Source organism: Acetobacterium paludosum, assembly GCF_008086595.1.
GTDB lineage: Bacteria > Bacillota > Clostridia > Eubacteriales > Eubacteriaceae > Acetobacterium > Acetobacterium paludosum.
Window position 1 is genome coordinate 73,324 of record NZ_RXYA01000008.1, and the last position, 16,564, is coordinate 89,887.

General features: G+C 37.6%; 17 protein-coding genes. All 17 read right to left on the reverse strand.

Going from position 1 to position 16,564, the window contains the following annotated elements; translation table 11 throughout:
- Positions 1-23 precede the first annotated feature (23 nt).
- The gene (hslU, locus tag FZC41_RS09630) at positions 24-1,424 is read right to left on the reverse strand and encodes an ATP-dependent protease ATPase subunit HslU (protein ID WP_148567202.1); all 1,401 of its coding nucleotides are present in this window, start codon (positions 1,422-1,424) and stop codon (positions 24-26) included.
- Position 1,425: 1 nt separating this feature from the next.
- Positions 1,426-1,971: an ATP-dependent protease subunit HslV gene (gene hslV, locus FZC41_RS09635; protein WP_148567295.1), complete on the reverse strand. Its 546-nt coding sequence runs from the start codon at positions 1,969-1,971 to the stop codon at positions 1,426-1,428.
- A 33-nt stretch (positions 1,972-2,004) separates the two neighbouring features.
- Complete coding sequence (gene topA / locus FZC41_RS09640; RefSeq protein WP_148567203.1) at positions 2,005-4,074, reverse strand: type I DNA topoisomerase; 2,070 nt, start codon at positions 4,072-4,074, stop codon at positions 2,005-2,007.
- 111 nt (positions 4,075-4,185) lie between these two features.
- Positions 4,186-5,289 carry a DNA-processing protein DprA gene (gene dprA, locus FZC41_RS09645; RefSeq protein ID WP_148567204.1) on the reverse strand — a complete coding sequence of 368 codons (1,104 nt, stop codon included), beginning with the start codon at positions 5,287-5,289 and terminating at the stop codon, positions 4,186-4,188.
- A gap of 162 nt (positions 5,290-5,451) precedes the next feature.
- On the reverse strand, positions 5,452-6,321 hold the full coding sequence (locus FZC41_RS09650; protein WP_148567205.1) for a universal stress protein: 870 nt from the start codon (positions 6,319-6,321) through the stop codon (positions 5,452-5,454).
- A gap of 239 nt (positions 6,322-6,560) precedes the next feature.
- Positions 6,561-7,430 (reverse strand): DegV family protein, encoded by an 870-nt coding sequence (locus FZC41_RS09655; RefSeq protein WP_148567206.1) that lies wholly within the window; start codon positions 7,428-7,430, stop codon positions 6,561-6,563.
- Positions 7,431-7,577: 147 nt separating this feature from the next.
- Positions 7,578-8,585: a coiled-coil domain-containing protein gene (locus FZC41_RS09660; protein WP_148567207.1), complete on the reverse strand. Its 1,008-nt coding sequence runs from the start codon at positions 8,583-8,585 to the stop codon at positions 7,578-7,580.
- A gap of 12 nt (positions 8,586-8,597) precedes the next feature.
- Positions 8,598-8,957 carry a DUF192 domain-containing protein gene (locus FZC41_RS09665; RefSeq protein WP_148567208.1) on the reverse strand — a complete coding sequence of 120 codons (360 nt, stop codon included), beginning with the start codon at positions 8,955-8,957 and terminating at the stop codon, positions 8,598-8,600.
- A 2-nt stretch (positions 8,958-8,959) separates the two neighbouring features.
- Complete coding sequence (locus FZC41_RS09670; protein WP_148567209.1) at positions 8,960-9,880, reverse strand: type II secretion system F family protein; 921 nt, start codon at positions 9,878-9,880, stop codon at positions 8,960-8,962.
- A 47-nt stretch (positions 9,881-9,927) separates the two neighbouring features.
- Positions 9,928-10,869, reverse strand: coding sequence for a type II secretion system F family protein (locus tag FZC41_RS09675; protein ID WP_148567210.1), 942 nt, complete (start codon positions 10,867-10,869; stop codon positions 9,928-9,930).
- 37 nt (positions 10,870-10,906) lie between these two features.
- Entirely contained in the window at positions 10,907-12,250 is a 1,344-nt protein-coding gene (locus FZC41_RS09680) for a TadA family conjugal transfer-associated ATPase (protein ID WP_148567211.1), read from the reverse strand.
- Between the two features lie 25 nt (positions 12,251-12,275).
- Positions 12,276-13,424, reverse strand: a complete 1,149-nt coding sequence (locus tag FZC41_RS09685) for a CpaE/TadZ family protein (RefSeq protein ID WP_148567212.1) — start codon at positions 13,422-13,424, stop codon at positions 12,276-12,278.
- Positions 13,425-13,484: 60 nt separating this feature from the next.
- Positions 13,485-14,156, reverse strand: coding sequence for a Flp pilus assembly protein CpaB (gene cpaB, locus FZC41_RS09690; protein ID WP_170253939.1), 672 nt, complete (start codon positions 14,154-14,156; stop codon positions 13,485-13,487).
- A 128-nt stretch (positions 14,157-14,284) separates the two neighbouring features.
- Positions 14,285-15,451: a pilus assembly protein TadG-related protein gene (locus FZC41_RS09695; protein WP_148567214.1), complete on the reverse strand. Its 1,167-nt coding sequence runs from the start codon at positions 15,449-15,451 to the stop codon at positions 14,285-14,287.
- 2 nt (positions 15,452-15,453) lie between these two features.
- Positions 15,454-15,864, reverse strand: a complete 411-nt coding sequence (locus tag FZC41_RS09700) for a TadE/TadG family type IV pilus assembly protein (RefSeq protein ID WP_170253940.1) — start codon at positions 15,862-15,864, stop codon at positions 15,454-15,456.
- Between the two features lie 174 nt (positions 15,865-16,038).
- Entirely contained in the window at positions 16,039-16,215 is a 177-nt protein-coding gene (locus FZC41_RS09705) for a Flp family type IVb pilin (RefSeq protein ID WP_148567216.1), read from the reverse strand.
- Between the two features lie 133 nt (positions 16,216-16,348).
- Entirely contained in the window at positions 16,349-16,525 is a 177-nt protein-coding gene (locus FZC41_RS09710; RefSeq protein WP_148567217.1) for a Flp family type IVb pilin, read from the reverse strand.
- Positions 16,526-16,564 lie beyond the last annotated feature (39 nt).

Consider the following 16,564-nt stretch of genomic DNA (forward strand, 5'->3'; position numbering starts at 1 on the left):
GCTCATGCAAGTTTTTTTTATTTTCAAAGCAAGTACTTTTGATAATTATCTCGTTTTTCGGCAATATTAAAAATTCGTTCAACATAATCTTTATTAATTATAAACTCTTCCTGTTCATAATCTGATGCATAAAAAGAAATTTCTTCTAGTAATTTTTCCATAACAGTATGAAGACGTCTCGCTCCAATATTCTCTTCTTCCTCATTTTGTAAAAATGCAATCTTAGCAATATGCTTAATTGCATCTTCTTCAAAAATCAGGTTAACCTCTTCCGTCCGGATAAGCTCTTGATACTGCTTAATGACAGAGTTTTCGGTCTGTGTCAAAATCTCATTAAAATCCGCTTCGGTAAGACTTTCCAACTGAACACTAATCGGGAAACGCCCTTGCAGTTCTGGAATCATATCAGCTATTTTGGAAACATGAAAAGCACCCGCCCCGATAAAAAGAATATAATCGGTCTTGACCGGTCCGTATTTGGTATTGACCGTGCTTCCTTCTACAATTGGTAAAATATCCCGTTGCACGCCTTCTCTTGACACATCGGGTCCTTGATTATTGCCATTCCCGATTATTTTATCAATCTCGTCAATGAAAATAATTCCATTTTGCTCCGCTTCCCGAATACCTATTTCCTGAACCTGATCCATATCGATGAGCTTCTGAGCTTCCTGGTTAATTAATATTCGACGTGCATCGGCAATGGATACATTTTTCTTCTTCTTTTTTTGGGGCAGTATATCTCCAAATATGTCATTCATATTAAATGACATGCTGTCACTGTTCATGCCCTGCATCACGCCGATAGTTTTTGATCCGTCATCATCCACTTCGATCTCAATGATTCTATCCTCTAAAAGTCCGGCTTCCAGTTCTTTTGAAAGAGCTTCTCTTTTTTCTTTTTTGCTTTGCTCTTTTTCGCTGTCTAAATCAACTGGCGTGGTGGTTACCGGCTGATTCGGCTTCATAAAGAGATCAAACGGTGTTTTCAGGGTTTCTTTTATTTTCTTAGAAGGCACTAAAATGTCAAGAATAATTTTGTTGACGTTTTTCTCCGCTTCTGAATAAACCTCTTTCATTTTTTCCTGTTGGACATTACGTATGGATGTGTTCACCAAATCCCGCACCATCGATTCGACATCCCGGCCAACATAACCGACTTCCGTAAATTTAGTTGCTTCAACCTTAATAAAAGGCGCTCTGATAAGCTTTGCCATCCGTCGGGCAATTTCCGTTTTACCCACTCCCGTCGGTCCTACTAGAATAATATTTTTAGGTGTGAATTCATCAATTAAGTCAGCCGGCAGCAACGAACGTCGATATCGATTTCGCAGTGCCACGGCCACGGCTTTTTTGGCCTTTTCTTGGCCGATAATATAACGATTCAGTTCATCAACTATTTTTTTAGGCGTTAATTCTTTCATACTAATTCTCTTCCATTTCTAGTACTTCTACTGAAATATTACTATTTGTGAAAACACAAATTTCAGACGCAATTTTCAAAGACTCAAAAACCATTTCTTTGGCACTGAGGGTGGAGTATTTCTTTAAGGCCCGTGCTGCTGAAAGGGCATAAGAGCCGCCTGACCCAATTGCCGCAACATCGTCATCCGGCTCGATGACTTCGCCATTTCCAGATAATATCAGTGTTTCGGTTTGATCCATTACTATGAGCAGTGCTTCAAGTTTTCTTAATGCCTTATCCGAACGCCACTCCTTAGCCAATTCAATTGCTGAACGTCGCAAATTCCCATTATATTTTTCCACTTTTTGCTCGAATTTTTCGCATAATGTAAATGCGTCCGCTACGGATCCTGCAAATCCGACTAAAATTTTATCGTTGTAAATTTTTCTTATCTTTGTTGCTTTATTTTTCATAATGATGTTTTCACCCATGGTAACCTGGCCATCTCCAGCTATCGCTACCTCTCCATTATGACGTATTCCAACAATTGTCGTTGCATGAAACATATTTTTCTCTCTTTCTCTTTTTGACATTTATTTTTATTCCCCGACTGGGGCTGTATATCCACAATCTTTTTTATCACAATAGATTTTTTTTCGTTTTCCCAAGCCCTTTTGAAACAGTGTTGAGCCACACACCGGGCACTTTTCAGCCATTGGCAAGTCCCAATTCATATAGTCGCAATCCGGATAATTACTGCAGGAATAAAAAGTTCTCCCTGTTTTTGAGAGTCTTTTGACAATATCCCCGCCACAAATCGAACAAATACCGCCGGTCTTTTCAAAATACGGTTTTGTGTTTTTACAGTCAGGAAAACCCGGGCACGCAAGAAACTTGCCATATTTTCCTTTTTTGATAACCATTCGTCTTCCGCACAATTCGCAATCAACGTCGGATTCCGGATCAGCGATGATGACCGACTCCGCATTTTCCTGGGCATTTACAAGATCTTTTCCAAATCCAGTATAAAAATGCTTTAAGACACTTTTCCAGTCATTCTTACCTTCAGCAACCAGATCAAGGCTATCTTCCATCTCCGCTGTAAAGGAAATATTAACAACATCTTTGAAATACTCTTTCATTAAGTTCGTGACTGTTACGCCCAGTTCGGTTGGTTTAAAATGTTTTTCTTCGACCTCAACATAATCGCGATTTTTGATCGTGGCAATGGTTGGTGCATAGGTGCTGGGACGGCCAATTCCTTTTTCTTCCAGGATTTTAACTAAAGATGCTTCCGTATACCGTGCCGGCGGCTTCGTGAATTTTTGATCTTTGGTTGTTTTTAATCTTATTAAGGGATCTCCGATGGCCAATTCCGGCAAAATGCTATCTTCATCTTTGCCATGGTTTTTCCCGATTCTTGTAAAGCCGTCAAATTTTTGAGTTTCACCTTTTGTTTTGAAAATCAGATTACTGCAGGCTACATCAACATCCGTGACATAATACTCAGCATCTGCCATTTGACTGCAAAGAAGTCTTTCCCAAATAAGTTTATAGAGTTTATGCTGATCTTTTTCCAATGATTCTTTTGCAACTTCAGGAGTTAGCATAATTGAAGAAGGTCTGATTGCCTCATGAGCATCCTGAACATTCTTCTTCTTAGTTGCTTTCTTTTCTATCCCCAGATAGTCATCTCCAAAATGCTGCTTGATATATTCCTTACTTTCTTCCACCGCTTCTTCAGCAATACGGGTAGAATCCGTTCTGAGGTAGGTAATTAACCCGGTTAGTCCGCTCCCCTTAATATCAACACCTTCATAAAGCTGTTGTGCTAAGCGCATGGTACGCTGTGTTGTAAAACCAAGGGTTTTATAAGCTTCCTGTTGCAACGTACTGGTTGTAAAGGGAAGCGCTGGTTTTTGTTTGCGAATACGTTTTTTTACATTAGCAACCATAATTGTACTTTCAGATACAATTTTTTCTAATCGCACCGCTTCTTCCACGGTGGCAATTGTCTTTTTTTTACCATTTTCAGAATAAAACTTTGAAATGAATTCTTTCTCATCATCTTCTTTTTTTAACAGCAAATCAAGATTCCAATATTCTTCAGGAATAAAAGCCTTGATTTCTTCTTCCCGATCGACGATGATTCGTGTTACCACCGATTGAACCCGACCACCGCTCAAGCCTTTTTTAACTTTTTTCCACAAAAAAGGACTCAGAGAATACCCAACTAATCGGTCAAGAATACGACGGGCCTGCTGGGCGTTTACTAAGTCAATATCGATGTTTCGCTTATTGTCTATCGCTGCATTTACTGCCTTCTTTGTAATTTCATGAAATTCAATCCGGCATTTTGTGTCCAAATCGATTTCTAAAAAATTGGCCATGTGCCATGAAATCGCCTCACCCTCGCGGTCAGGGTCAGTTGCTAAATATACTTGATCAGCTTTTTTCGCGGCCGTCTTTAATTTTTTTAACAATTGTGCTTTCCCACGAATTTTTATATATTCCGGTTCGAAATTATCTTCTATATTAATACCAATTCGACTTTTGGGAAGATCAATCACATGTCCCATCGTTGCTTCAACTTCAAAGCCTTTTGGTAAATACTTCTTAATTGTTTTTGCTTTTGCCGGTGATTCAACAATTACTAACGTTTTGCTCATTGAATACCTCCTTTTTTCTATTTAAATGTTATTTATCCTCATAAACAGCCACATTATAGCAAAAATAGTTACTAAATACAAATGGATGTCATAAAATATAACTGATGGATCTTAAAGTAAGACGATATTTCCGTATTTAATGTCAATAACTTCTTCAATTTCCATCATTGTTAATAAACCATTGATGGTATTAACCGGCAATTCTGAATAAATAACCAGTTCATCAATCGTGGTATATCCTTTTCTTATCAGATTATACAAAGTTTGTTCAGCTATATTAATCATTATTTTTTCTTTTGACGCCATCGTTTTTTTAGCATTTTTTAATTCTGAATGATTATTTACAATAACATAGTCCTCTAAAATATCTCTTGGATCCGTAACTAACTTAGCGCCTTCTTTTAATAGCTGATTGCCGCCTGCCCATTGCGAAGCACTGATATCTCCTGGTATAACATATACATTTTTGCCCTGCTCTAAAGCATGATTAACCGTTATTAATGAGCCGCTTTTTTTTCGGGCTTCAATGACAAGCACACCTTGTGACAAGCCGCTTATTATTCGGTTTCTTTGCGGAAAGTGGTAAGGAAGCGGTTTCTCGCCTAAATTAAATTCAGTAATAATCAATGCCTCTTTAGACATCCGATCAAACAACTTTTGGTTAGAAAACGGATAACAGATATCAATTCCTGTTCCTAAAACGCCAATTGTTCTTCCGAGCTCATCAATGCTGCCCCAATGGCTTTGCCCATCGATGCCTGCGGCTAAGCCGCTGACAATGGTGATGCCAACCGCGGCTAGGGATTGAGCAAATGCTTTGGCGTATCTTTTGCCTAATACCGTTGGGTTACGAGATCCGACGATTCCGATTTTTATGGAACTATTTAATAATGTCACGTCGCCCTTGACAAACAACCCTGCCGGTGGCATATAAATACTCTTGAGCATTTCCGGGAATAAAGGATCTTCTCGGGTAATCATACGAATACCCTGCTCTTCCATGTAGTTCATCGAATGACGTGCTTTTTCCAGTGATTTAGACCGCTCTAAATAATCCAGATTCTCTTTTTTAAAAATGTTTGTTTTTTCCAGTGATTCTCTGCTTATTGAAAAAATATTTTGGGGAGAAACAAATCTTTCCAGCATTATTTTCTTTTGTTTAGCCGTAATTTTTTCTAAACCTAAAAACCAAAGCCAATAGAACGCCTCATCCATTTGTGGCCTTCCTTTCTGTAAACGTTTTTATTATGTTATCATAACTCCCCTATTTTATGAATGCTTTTGTCAATTAACCATAATAAAACTTGATATACCCAATCGAGTACATCAAGCTTTATTTAAAAAGCATCCCTGTTTTTCTAATTGAAGCAAATTTGTCTACTCTCGATTTCCGGGAATCAGTAAAACTGAAGTCGGCGAAGTTCTAACAATATTATGGCTTAAGCTGCCCACAAACACTTCTTTAACAAACCCTCTGCCTTGAGTTCCCATCACAACCAGCGAGATCTTTTGTTCATTGATGATTCTAATAATTTCTGATATCGGTGCTCCAAACGGGATTTGCATATCCACTTCAATATTCCCTAAAGTTAATAATTGATCCTTTAATTTCTGTAATCTTTCCTGATCAATTTCATTAAATTCCAATAGACGATTTGAAAGATATGGTTCTATTTTAGACTGGTCCTGGACATGAACGAGCGTCACTTTGGGAACGCCGCATTTAACCATTTCTTTTACGTATTCAAAAGCGATGTCTGCATTCTCTGAAAAATCTGTTGAAAAAAGAAGATGACTAATGAGATCACATTTGGTTGAAGCATCTTCGTCTTCACGATTATCGCGAATAAGAAGTACCGGTTTACTCGAATTGTTGATCACATTATTTGCAACCCCATTTAAAAGCAATGACCCCAGCATGCTCCGTTTTTCAATATTTATTACGACTAACGAACAGTTCTCGGCAACTGTGATCCGGTTAATTGCATTTTTTTGATTTCCTGAAACGACCCGGGTTTCCACTTCAAACCCTTGTTGTTTTAATATATCCTTTTGTCTTTTTAGGTTTTCTTCAAACATTGATGTTAAATTTAAATATTGTGAAATACCCACATCAACTTCCTTAGGGTTAAAGCACTGGACAAGCAGGCATTCTTTCGTCCCCAATGTTTTTAATCCTCCAATGCATCTTATCATTTCAGGAAAAGCGGTTGATATCTCAGAAATCATTGCCATTTTTTTAAACATAATAAATCTCCTTCAGCTTTAAAATTTAGATTGATTCCATCTTAAGAGCAATAAAATTTGTATTTATTATATCCCCGAATACTTGCCTACTAAACATTATCTTTTCATTTCTTTCATTTTTTCTCTTAGACAAAATTTAAAAAGGCCAATTATTTATCCGATTGCAATGTACAACGATAAACAATTGACCTTTATTCATTTTTCCTTTATTGGCGTATGGCACTATTCGACTTTTTAATCTATCTTTCGGTCCCAATGAAAAACAAAGCCACGGTACCAGGGCCGCAATGTGCACCGATCACAGGTTCAACCAGACGAATAAGAATGTCTTTTATCCCAAATTTTTCCCGTATCTTATCGGCAAGATAATTCGCATCGTCCAGACAATCTCCGTGTGAAATATAGATGATTTGATTCTCCGGACAGATCGCCGTTTCCTCCATTTTTTCAAGCAAAGCCCGCAGCGAATTTTTTCTGCCGCGTACTTTTGAAACAGGTACGAGATGACCGCCATCATCCATATGCATAACTGGCTTGATACTCAGGACCGTTCCCACAATCGCACTTGATGTTGAAACTCTGCCTCCACGCATCAGATAAAATAAATCGTCCACTGTAAACCAATGACACAGATGCAATCTGTTTTCCATCAGCCACTCATAGACAAAATCGATTGAATTTCCTTCTTCACGAAATTTTGCCGCGTAGCTCACTATCAGCCCTTCTCCCAGTGATGCACCGAGTGTGTCGACAGCTAAAATTTTTCTGTTTGGATAATCTTTTTTCAATTCTTCCAAGGCCTGGCAGCCGGTCTGATAAGTTGCACTAAGAGCGGATGAAAACCCGATGTACAACAGATCTTTCCCCTCTTGAAGAATCTTTTCAAATACCGTACGACAGGATCCCGAACTCATACAAGAGGTCGTGATAACTTCTTTATTTCGCATCCTGGTATAAAATTCTGTTAAATCAGTTTTCTTGCCTTTAATATAACTTACATATTCAGTATCACCAATATGGTATAAAAGAGACAAAATGTGGATATCATATTTTTCGATCAGTTCATCTGGCAGATTAGCAGAAGAATCTGTTACAATTTCAAAGTTCATTACTTCTACTCCTTTTTTTAGCATCTATACCATATTAATACAGAATCATCAACTAATCAAGCAGAAGCATAAATTATGTGTATATTATATTTTTCTTCAATAAACAAAATTCCTCAGAGAAATACAACGACTTGCTTACTCGCAGTACTATTCACTTTTACTTAATTCTTCTTCCTCCACTAAAAAGGCACTGTCTTCAAGCGGTTTTTTAATAAGTAAATCAACATCTTCTTTTTCATATTTTAAAATATCTAATGCTTTTTTTATAGTTTCAGAAATTTCATCGATATTTTTTTGATGATTTTGTGAATACTCATATGCTCTTGACTCAAATTCGGCAATCATCTTTCGTGTTTTTAGTTTAGTTTTTATGGTGATATCCACAAGTTCTTTGTTTTTTTCATTGGCTTCCTGCAAACTGTCTGATGCTCTTATATTTAGTTCAGCCAGCATATTTTTTTCAGCCAATAATACACTTCTTTCATGGACAACTTCTTCATATTGCTTCTTCAGAATTTCATTTTCTGCCAGCAGCAACCTTTTTTCATGAACTACTTCGTCACTTTTTTTCTTTAAAATTTCATTTTCTGCCAGTACCTTTTCAAGATTTTCTTCCGGGCCATCATTTTTAGCATAATTTCCCAACTCATCATTCAGATCCTGAATCATTAACTTTAGTTGGTCAAGCTGATCTTTTAACTGAATACATTCCTGCTCATAATTTCTGTATTCATTTAATTTTATTTGCATTTCCAAATTTTGCGCTGCAATTTTCTCATACATCTGATCATTTTCTGCTGAGTCATTATTCTGATTCAGCTCAACTATTTCATTATTCAGTTTTTCATTTTCTCTAGTCAAATGATCAATTTGATCTTGCATCTCCATCTTCGAGTTTTTACACACATTAAACATTTCACCATATTGATCCCGTTCCTGTTTCAGCATTGCTGTCATGGAAGCATATTCGTCCAACCTGTTTTTGAAAGATCCTTCGGCGCTATGCAAATTATCGGATAATGTTTCGATATATTCTGATACTTGTTTAGCGTTATACCCTCCTAAGAATTTCTTTTTAAAGGGCACTTCACTATTTGTTTTTTGGGACTTATCCCTTAATTCATTTAGTGTAAATTGATCTGATTTCGTCGACATTCTATCCCCCCCTTACTCAATTTTAGAAATTTTAAACACGATTCGATGATGGATTTCGAAATTATTTCTATTTAATGAACCGGATTTGAGTTCGAGCACCCAGAAGGCTTTTTTTACGTACTGACTGATCCGTCCGGGTCTCATATCTTTTTCCATATTCAATATTTCGCCTTCGCGAGACAAAAAAATCACATCAATATTAAACTTCATTCCAAATGTATGGACTTGCTTACAATCTTCCAATAAAAGTCCCTGCTGCTCATCCAGTGATTTTGTCCTTAAAAGCCCTACCAGTCTGGAGCAAAAATCATTTGCCAGTTTCACTTCATTGAATAAAACAATATTATCTCTTAGTGCCAGATAATTATCCATGTCTAAATCCCTCCAAATTGCTTGACTACCTGTAATATTGTCGGACCTAATAACACAATAAAAAGAACAGGAAGGACAAAAACGACTAAAGGGATCATCATTTTCACAGGCGCCTTCATGGCTTTTTCTTCGGCCCGTTGTCTTCTTTTAATCCGTAATTCTTCAGCTTGAGATTTTAAAACCTGGTTAATGGGAATTCCTAATTGCTCTGCTTGTATAATTGAACCCACAAATGTTTTTAATTCTTCAACTGAATTTCTATCTGCTAAGCTTTTTAAAGCTTCACGTCTTGGTTTGCCAAAATTAATTTCCGAATGAACAATATTCAGTTCCGTTACCAATACTCCGCTCAGGCGTTCGCCAATTTTCACCATTGCCGAATCAAATCCTAATCCCGCCTCCATGGATACACATAATAAATCCATGACGTCCGGCATCTCATTCGCTATCGCTCCCTGCCGTTTTCTTATTTTAGTTTTCAGCAATAATATCGGACTGATCACGGAAAATAAAATACTCAAGAGTATGATTAAGGTCTCCATAGCGAGACTTAATCTTGTAAAAGCCGTCAGAATAAAGGCTGCCAATATAAATGCCCCAGAAAATACAAGTCTCGACGCATTGTATTCATTTACGGCAAGATGAAGACCTGCTAATCTCAAACTGGTTTCAAGTTTTTCTGTTTTATTGCCTTTGCTTTTGGGGAAAAGAACCGATACCCGCTTTATGACAGCTGTGAACACGGGCAAAATGACTCGTTGAAAAAAGGGCTTTTCAAAATCGTCATCTAAATCATGTTGATTTCTTTTCTTTATTGAATCAAGTCTTCTGCTTTTCGTATCAATTGTCTTCCCTTTGCCGTAAAATACGATGATCGTGAGAATAAAAACAAGTAACGATATGCTGATTGTTAAAAGCATCATAATGCCGGCCTCTTTTCATCAGATTGGTGAAAATTATGATTCACCAGTTAGAATTTTATGTTAACTATTTTTCTAATCACTAAATAACCGATGGCTTCCATTGCGGCTGCGACCACCACCATCGTTATTCCAAGATTGGATTGAAAAAAAATAGTCACATAACTTGGGTTAAATAATAAAAATATTAATATAATAAAAACCGGCATCAGTCCCACTACCATTCCAGAGGTTCTCCCGGTTGCCGTTAATACCTTAATTTCGCTTTTTATCTTAAACCTTTCCTTGATAGTTCCTGAAATACTGGTTAATATTTCTGATAGATTACCGCCCGTCTGACGTTGAATTAAAATTGCCGACACAATCATCATAAAATTTTGACTGTCTATTTTTTCCGAGAGTTTTGTTAACGAGGTCTCAATTGAACTTCCCAGCTTTAACTCCTTAACAACGCGTCCAAATTCCCCTGATATCGGATCAGGCATTTCTGTCGAGATACTGACAAGCGCTTGCTGAAACGTCAACCCGGCTTTTAAACAGCTGCTCATGATACTGATGGCATCCACCAACTGCTGTTCAAACAATTCAACTCGTTTCGCTCGTTTTTTATTAACATAAAAAGGTGGAATGAACACCCCAATTAGCAGTGCTCCAATTGCTAAAATGACATTGTCGCTTAATATTATTATCAGAATCGAGGGGGCAAATGCCAGTGCTGCCCAGATTTCAAGAAATTCAGAAGGTTTAATCAAAATTCCCGACATGGATAAATCATTCTCAAGTCTTTTTAGCATCTTTAACTTTTGGCCGTCACGCCCCTCTTTTTTCTTTTTTTCTCTTCTTTGCGCCAGCAATTCAATTTTATTGAGCGCCGTAATCTTGTCAATTCTTTCATGAATAAGACGTTTGTCCGCTAAAAGTGTATGCATTGTGGTCAAAACAAGAATAAATACCCCCAGTGAAATGACTAAAGTGATTAAAATTACATTCATTTATATTACCTGATTTTAATTCCTTTCTGTACCCGACTTATTCAATAAACCAGTCATCATTAACCTTGACGCCATTATGCATAATTTTTCCCAAACACCGAGGTTTTATGCCCAAGCTTTTAAACTGGCCTTTGAACTTACCGTCATTATCTAACTGTCCCGTCATTTCATAATTAAAGATATCCTGCATCACAACAACTTCACCTTCTAAACCATTGACTTCGGTAATGTTGACCACTTTTCTTGTCCCATCTCGCAACCGGGATTGTTGAATAATAATATCAATTGCCGATGTCGTCTGATCCCGAATTGCCCGAAGCGGCAAATCCATACCGGACATTAAAATCATTGTTTCTATTCTCGATAATGAATCTCGGGCTGAATTAGCATGAATGGTGGTCAAAGAGCCATCATGCCCGGTGTTCATAGCTTGGAGCATATCAATGGTTTCGGCCGAACGAACTTCACCAACAATAATTCTGTCCGGCCTCATCCTGAGTGCATTCACAACAAGCTCCCGGATTGAAATTTTACCTCGACCTTCAAGGTTGGCTGGTCGGCTTTCTAGGGTAATGACATGATCCTGCAATAATTGTAGTTCAGCTGAATCTTCAATGGTAATAATTCTCTCATTGTCAGGAATAAAGCTGGATAAAACATTAAGCATGGTCGTCTTGCCGCTGCCGGTCCCTCCGGAAACAATAATATTGAGCTTTCCCTTTACACAAGCCTCTAGAAAAGCCACCATTTTTTTAGAAATAGAGCCAAACTCCAATAATTGTTCTACCGTAATCGGTACTTTTGAGAATTTTCTGATGGTAATAACCGGCCCTACCAGTGACAACGGCGGAATGACTACATTAACTCGGGATCCATCCTGCAATCGCGCATCCACCATGGGGCTTGATTCATCAATATGTCTGCCCACCGATGATACAATCCGATCGATGACATTCATGACATGCTGGTTATCTTTAAAAACAACGTCTGATAACTGAATCTTTCCATTTTTTTCAATATAAATGCGATTATATCCATTCACCATAATCTCGGTTATGTCAGGATCTTTTAAAAGCACTTCCAGTGGCCCATATCCAATAATCTCGTTGAGTAATTCCTGGGTTATTCTTATTCTGTCCAAATGGTTTATGTTTTCCGCTTCAACTGCCATGATATTTTCTAAAATTTTTAAAATTTCTACTTTATTCTCTTTGCTGACCGTTTCGATCTTATTGTTGTTTATTTCATTGATCACTTCTTGATGGACCCGATTTTTCAAATCATCATGAATATCAATGTGATGTTCCTCTTTTTTCCCCTCTTCCTGATTATTCTTGTTTTGACCGATTCGCTGTTGTTCCATTTTTTCCCGCAGCCCCATCGTTTTCACCCCTTACTTTTTATTCCTAACTCATGTTATTATCGATCCTGCTGACAACATTTTTAGCAAGTTTCAAAAGATCCTTTCCGATTTCTGATTTAGGTGAATCCAGTACAATCGGCACCCCTTTATTATGACAATTGACCGCTGTTTTAAAATCAAGGGCGATATTGTTTTTAGCCGGTATACCGAGAACCCGCTGCATATCTTTTATGCTGATTAATCCCTTAGTTACTCGATTAATGACAATTTCCGTTTTCTCTCGTTGTTGCAGGGATTCCAGAATATTCAAGCTTATTTTCGTATTGCGCAAGGTTGATATATCCGGTACCGAAATTAAGAGAACAAGATTAGCATTTTCAATGGCTGTCATGGTAACATCATTGAATTGAGGTGTCGTATCGATGAGAATATAATCATAATACGGCCTCATGGTATTAATCATTGTTTCAACGTTATTTGGCGTCACGTACTCCGCATATTCGGGACTTTTCGGCGCACATACGATACTAACTCCAGAAAAATGTAATGTCATGATTCGTTTGATGGCATCAATATCCCCTGAATCTTTGCCCTGGGATAATTCTGCGATGGTGTTCTTGGGATCAATGTCGAAGTATACATTCACATCTCCAAATTGCAAATCCAAATCGACAATCGCAACTTTTTTTTTCATTTTCGCTAATGCCACGGCTAAATTTACGGTAACGGTTGTTTTTCCGATTCCGCCCTTTGCACCGAATACCGTGATAATCCGTGACTGCATATTCGTAGCAATGGTATCGGTATTTTCCAGCCGTGATTTCTCAATATTATAAGCGACTTCAATGTTCTCTGTCAGAGTTTTGGCATCGATGGGAAGCTGTAAAACCTTGCGCACCCCGGCCAGCATGACTTCTTCAATCATCGTCATATCAAAACGATCACATAAGAATATAACCGCACAACCCGGTATTTTTATATAGATTTTTTTTGCTGAATCAATCGCATCATGGTAATCATTTTCACACTGAATAATGATTACATGAGGTTTTAGACTGATCGCCTTATCAAGGGCCATTTCATCCTGTTTTGAAAAGCCGATAAACGCAATTTTCTCGTTTCCAAGCAAACTTTTTATTTCATATATTCGATTGTCATTATTGCCGATAATCATTACTTTTATCTTTTCCAAAGCTATTCCTCATTTCATTAAAAAATCGAATCTGCCTTGATCGATTTTTTAATTAATCGATCAAGGTGCATAGGGAGCTGGATTCGCAATTGTTCCATCAACTGGCGAGCGCAAAATCAAACGATATTTTCCCTCTGTTAATGCATAGTTTACTTTTAAAATGCTCTGTACAGGAACTAATACGGTAACAGATGTAGCCGCATCACCACTTTTAGTGGTTTCTTTTGAGCCGACTTCCAGCACCTCAACATTTTCAATCACGGTTTGTGACATTACTCTTTTACTTTCATCGGCGCTATTAATCATTGTTGCAATAAGGTCAACATGGTCTCCTTTACTGATATAACCGGCCACGCCGGTTATTTCATCCGTCTGTATTGTCATTGCCCGATAGTTTTGATCAACTGCATATGACAAGCTGTTATTCGCCTGATTGACATCACTTAATCTTGTTGATAGAATCTGTTCATCCGCTTCAATGCTTTCTCTGGTAATTCGACCGGTAACATCTTCCCCATTACTAACTGATAAAGCATTGACAAAATCAACCGGCACTTGTTTAACCGTGATCATTTCCGGCAATATCATTGTTCCCTTTGCTATCGTTTCTACTGCAACAACAACCGGCTGGGTTTTTTGGTTGGATCCGCCTTTCAGAGAGGATGCAAATTGAAAAACTGCAAATCCTGTTATAATTGAAACCGCCAAGGCGATAAGAATAAGTTTTTTCATTGATTTCTCCATTAAATACGACATTTTTCGCGTATTTTACTCATATCCTCGAACATATCACGCTATTTAAAATGCAATAAATGTTATGTCATTTCACTATCAGTTGAACTTTCATGACTATCAACTAGTTATTCTGTTAGTTTAAATAAAATTGGCGCAAAATACGGGAAACTACTTGCAACATCTGCTGATTGAAATGTTTTATTTGAACCGCTGATATCCACAACTCTACCAACAATACTGCCATTAAAAGTATAATTGGAACCTGTTACTAAAATTGATCCATTGGGTGCATACAGAATACCTTTGAAATCATGTGCTGAGCCACTGAAGTCAATTGCGGCATCAGATTTTATTGTGGAAGTATAGCCTGAATATATACATAACTTACTCTCTGTAGCATAGCTTCCGCCGGTGCCCGTGATTTTTATTTTTCCTTTAGCATAGATGGAACCTTCTCCACTGAATGAAATTCCAGATAAATCTGCACTTCCCTCTATGTAAACTGGTTGGTTAAGATTGATTGAACTGGCGTTTGCACTGGAAAAATTGCCTGCATAATACTGGCCAGCGGCAATCGCTTGTGCTTTGATTGTCGGAAGTACTGATGAATAATCAGGCATGGGTATATAAGCCGACCCAGGTAGTTTATTTGCAATATTATTGCCCACTACTGTACCAACCCCTTCACCATTATGGATAATGGTGCTTGTATTAGCGTCTACATTGAAATTACCATGGATATTTCCATTCACACTATTAGTTAACCCTGACATAGTCAAAACATTTTGTAATTTAACAGAAAAGCTAAGCGGATCTGGGTATTTGTTTCCAGAAAAAATTGCGTAATCAAATGCAGCACCTAAACCAGACCCTGACTTTTCTGCAACCGCTCGAGCTGATACTTCAGTTTGTGTTAAACCCAAAACTCGGGCAAATGAATACACTACTGTTTTTTTACATACAACCTCAATCCTGTTGGAGTTACCATTATAGGGGCTCGTTGCTGTAACTTCTGTAGATAATACCCCATTTTTACTGGCATAGGAGCTAGCTGTGGCTTTAGCAGTATTGGCAGTTGGTAACTTCTGTGCTCCAGCCAGAGCAGCAGCATCAGCAGCATTTTGCAGTTTTGTTTGTGTAAAAGAGACCATCCCCAAATCAAGAACCAGAGCTGCAAAGCCCAGAATAACGACCATTAACAAAGCAACAATAATTATAACATTTCCGGATTCATTATTTTTAAATTGTTTAATGATGGCAATTTGTTTTAGATTCCTCACGACCGTTCTCATCTCTATTCCACTTTCATCGTGCACGATGAACTTAAGTTGATTGTGTCACCGTGGACAAATACACCGACAATGGGAGTCAGCACATTTACATTGCCATTAACTTCTACCTTAACATCACCTAAACTTGGATTTGTAGGATTTGTAAATGTTACCGTTATTACCAATGAATTGGCTATATAATCCGGAGCGACAGCGCGAACGTGATCAGCAATTGCAGTTGTGCCTGATGAATGGACAATGGCAAAACGCGCGCCTTCTCTGGAACAATTGTCAACGATATTCTGATTGGTAAACAGCCAGCCAAAATCAATAATCGCGCACAAAATCATAATCAGAATCGGCAATGTGATGGCTAGCTCAACCACCGCCTGGCCATCTTCTTTTCGTATCCATCTGATTATATCTGCAAACATTTTTCCTCCCCGATGCTCATTTACGCATAGCATCCTGCTCATAAAGAAACTATTAATATTCTATCGGAAAATAGCTGGACTGATCCATGCTAATTGTAATTTAATTAAAAAAAGCATATTAGCAATGCAAAAGTCAGATCTTGACATGCATTACCAATATGCCAATGATTGTACTTATGCAGCTGGTGTTGTCAATTTAGTTTTAATATTTACAAAGAAAGTATTTAGCACTGGCCCCAATGCATAAATTGCAACGATTGCAGCTAATGCGATTCCGGCGATAATCAAACCATATTCAACCATTCCTTGACCGTCTTCGTCACTGATCATTTCCGCAAACATGTTTTTCATTTTCTTTCTCCTTTTCATTTTTAATATATAAAGTCCTAAACTTTATCACGCTCATAAATGTTGCCGATTGATTAACACTCCCAAATTAAAAAACAGTTTTTAATACACATAACCAATATACCAATGATTGTACTTATGCAGCCGGCGTTGTTAATTGAGTTTTAATATTTACAAAGAAAGTATTTAGCACTGGACCCAATGCATAAATTGCAACGATGGCAGCTAATGCGACTCCGGCGATAATCAAACCATATTCAACCATACCTTGGCCTTCTTCATCTGTGATCATTTCTACAAACATGTTTTTCATTTTCCTTCTCCTTCTTATTTTTTATATGTAAAGTCCGAA

Excerpts from the sequence above, each read along its gene's own strand:
- cpaB (WP_170253939.1), bottom strand. The coding sequence starts at position 14,156 with ATGAAAAAACTTATTCTTATCGCCTTGGCGGTTTCAATTATAACAGGA.
- hslU (WP_148567202.1), bottom strand. The coding sequence starts at position 1,424 with ATGAAAGAATTAACGCCTAAAAAAATAGTTGATGAACTGAATCGTTAT.
- FZC41_RS09655 (WP_148567206.1), bottom strand. The coding sequence starts at position 7,430 with ATGAACTTTGAAATTGTAACAGATTCTTCTGCTAATCTGCCAGATGAA.
- FZC41_RS09705 (WP_148567216.1), bottom strand. The coding sequence starts at position 16,215 with ATGAAAAACATGTTTGCGGAAATGATCAGTGACGAAGACGGTCAAGGA.
- FZC41_RS09670 (WP_148567209.1), bottom strand. The coding sequence starts at position 9,880 with ATGATGCTTTTAACAATCAGCATATCGTTACTTGTTTTTATTCTCACG.
- FZC41_RS09710 (WP_148567217.1), bottom strand. The coding sequence starts at position 16,525 with ATGAAAAACATGTTTGTAGAAATGATCACAGATGAAGAAGGCCAAGGT.
- FZC41_RS09675 (WP_148567210.1), bottom strand. The coding sequence starts at position 10,869 with ATGAATGTAATTTTAATCACTTTAGTCATTTCACTGGGGGTATTTATT.
- dprA (WP_148567204.1), bottom strand. The coding sequence starts at position 5,289 with ATGGATGAGGCGTTCTATTGGCTTTGGTTTTTAGGTTTAGAAAAAATT.
- FZC41_RS09665 (WP_148567208.1), bottom strand. The coding sequence starts at position 8,957 with ATGGATAATTATCTGGCACTAAGAGATAATATTGTTTTATTCAATGAA.
- hslV (WP_148567295.1), bottom strand. The coding sequence starts at position 1,971 with ATGTTTCATGCAACGACAATTGTTGGAATACGTCATAATGGAGAGGTA.
- topA (WP_148567203.1), bottom strand. The coding sequence starts at position 4,074 with ATGAGCAAAACGTTAGTAATTGTTGAATCACCGGCAAAAGCAAAAACA.
- FZC41_RS09660 (WP_148567207.1), bottom strand. The coding sequence starts at position 8,585 with ATGTCGACGAAATCAGATCAATTTACACTAAATGAATTAAGGGATAAG.
- FZC41_RS09695 (WP_148567214.1), bottom strand. The coding sequence starts at position 15,451 with ATGAGAACGGTCGTGAGGAATCTAAAACAAATTGCCATCATTAAACAA.
- FZC41_RS09650 (WP_148567205.1), bottom strand. The coding sequence starts at position 6,321 with ATGTTTAAAAAAATGGCAATGATTTCTGAGATATCAACCGCTTTTCCT.
- FZC41_RS09680 (WP_148567211.1), bottom strand. The coding sequence starts at position 12,250 with ATGGGGCTGCGGGAAAAAATGGAACAACAGCGAATCGGTCAAAACAAG.
- FZC41_RS09700 (WP_170253940.1), bottom strand. The coding sequence starts at position 15,864 with ATGTTTGCAGATATAATCAGATGGATACGAAAAGAAGATGGCCAGGCG.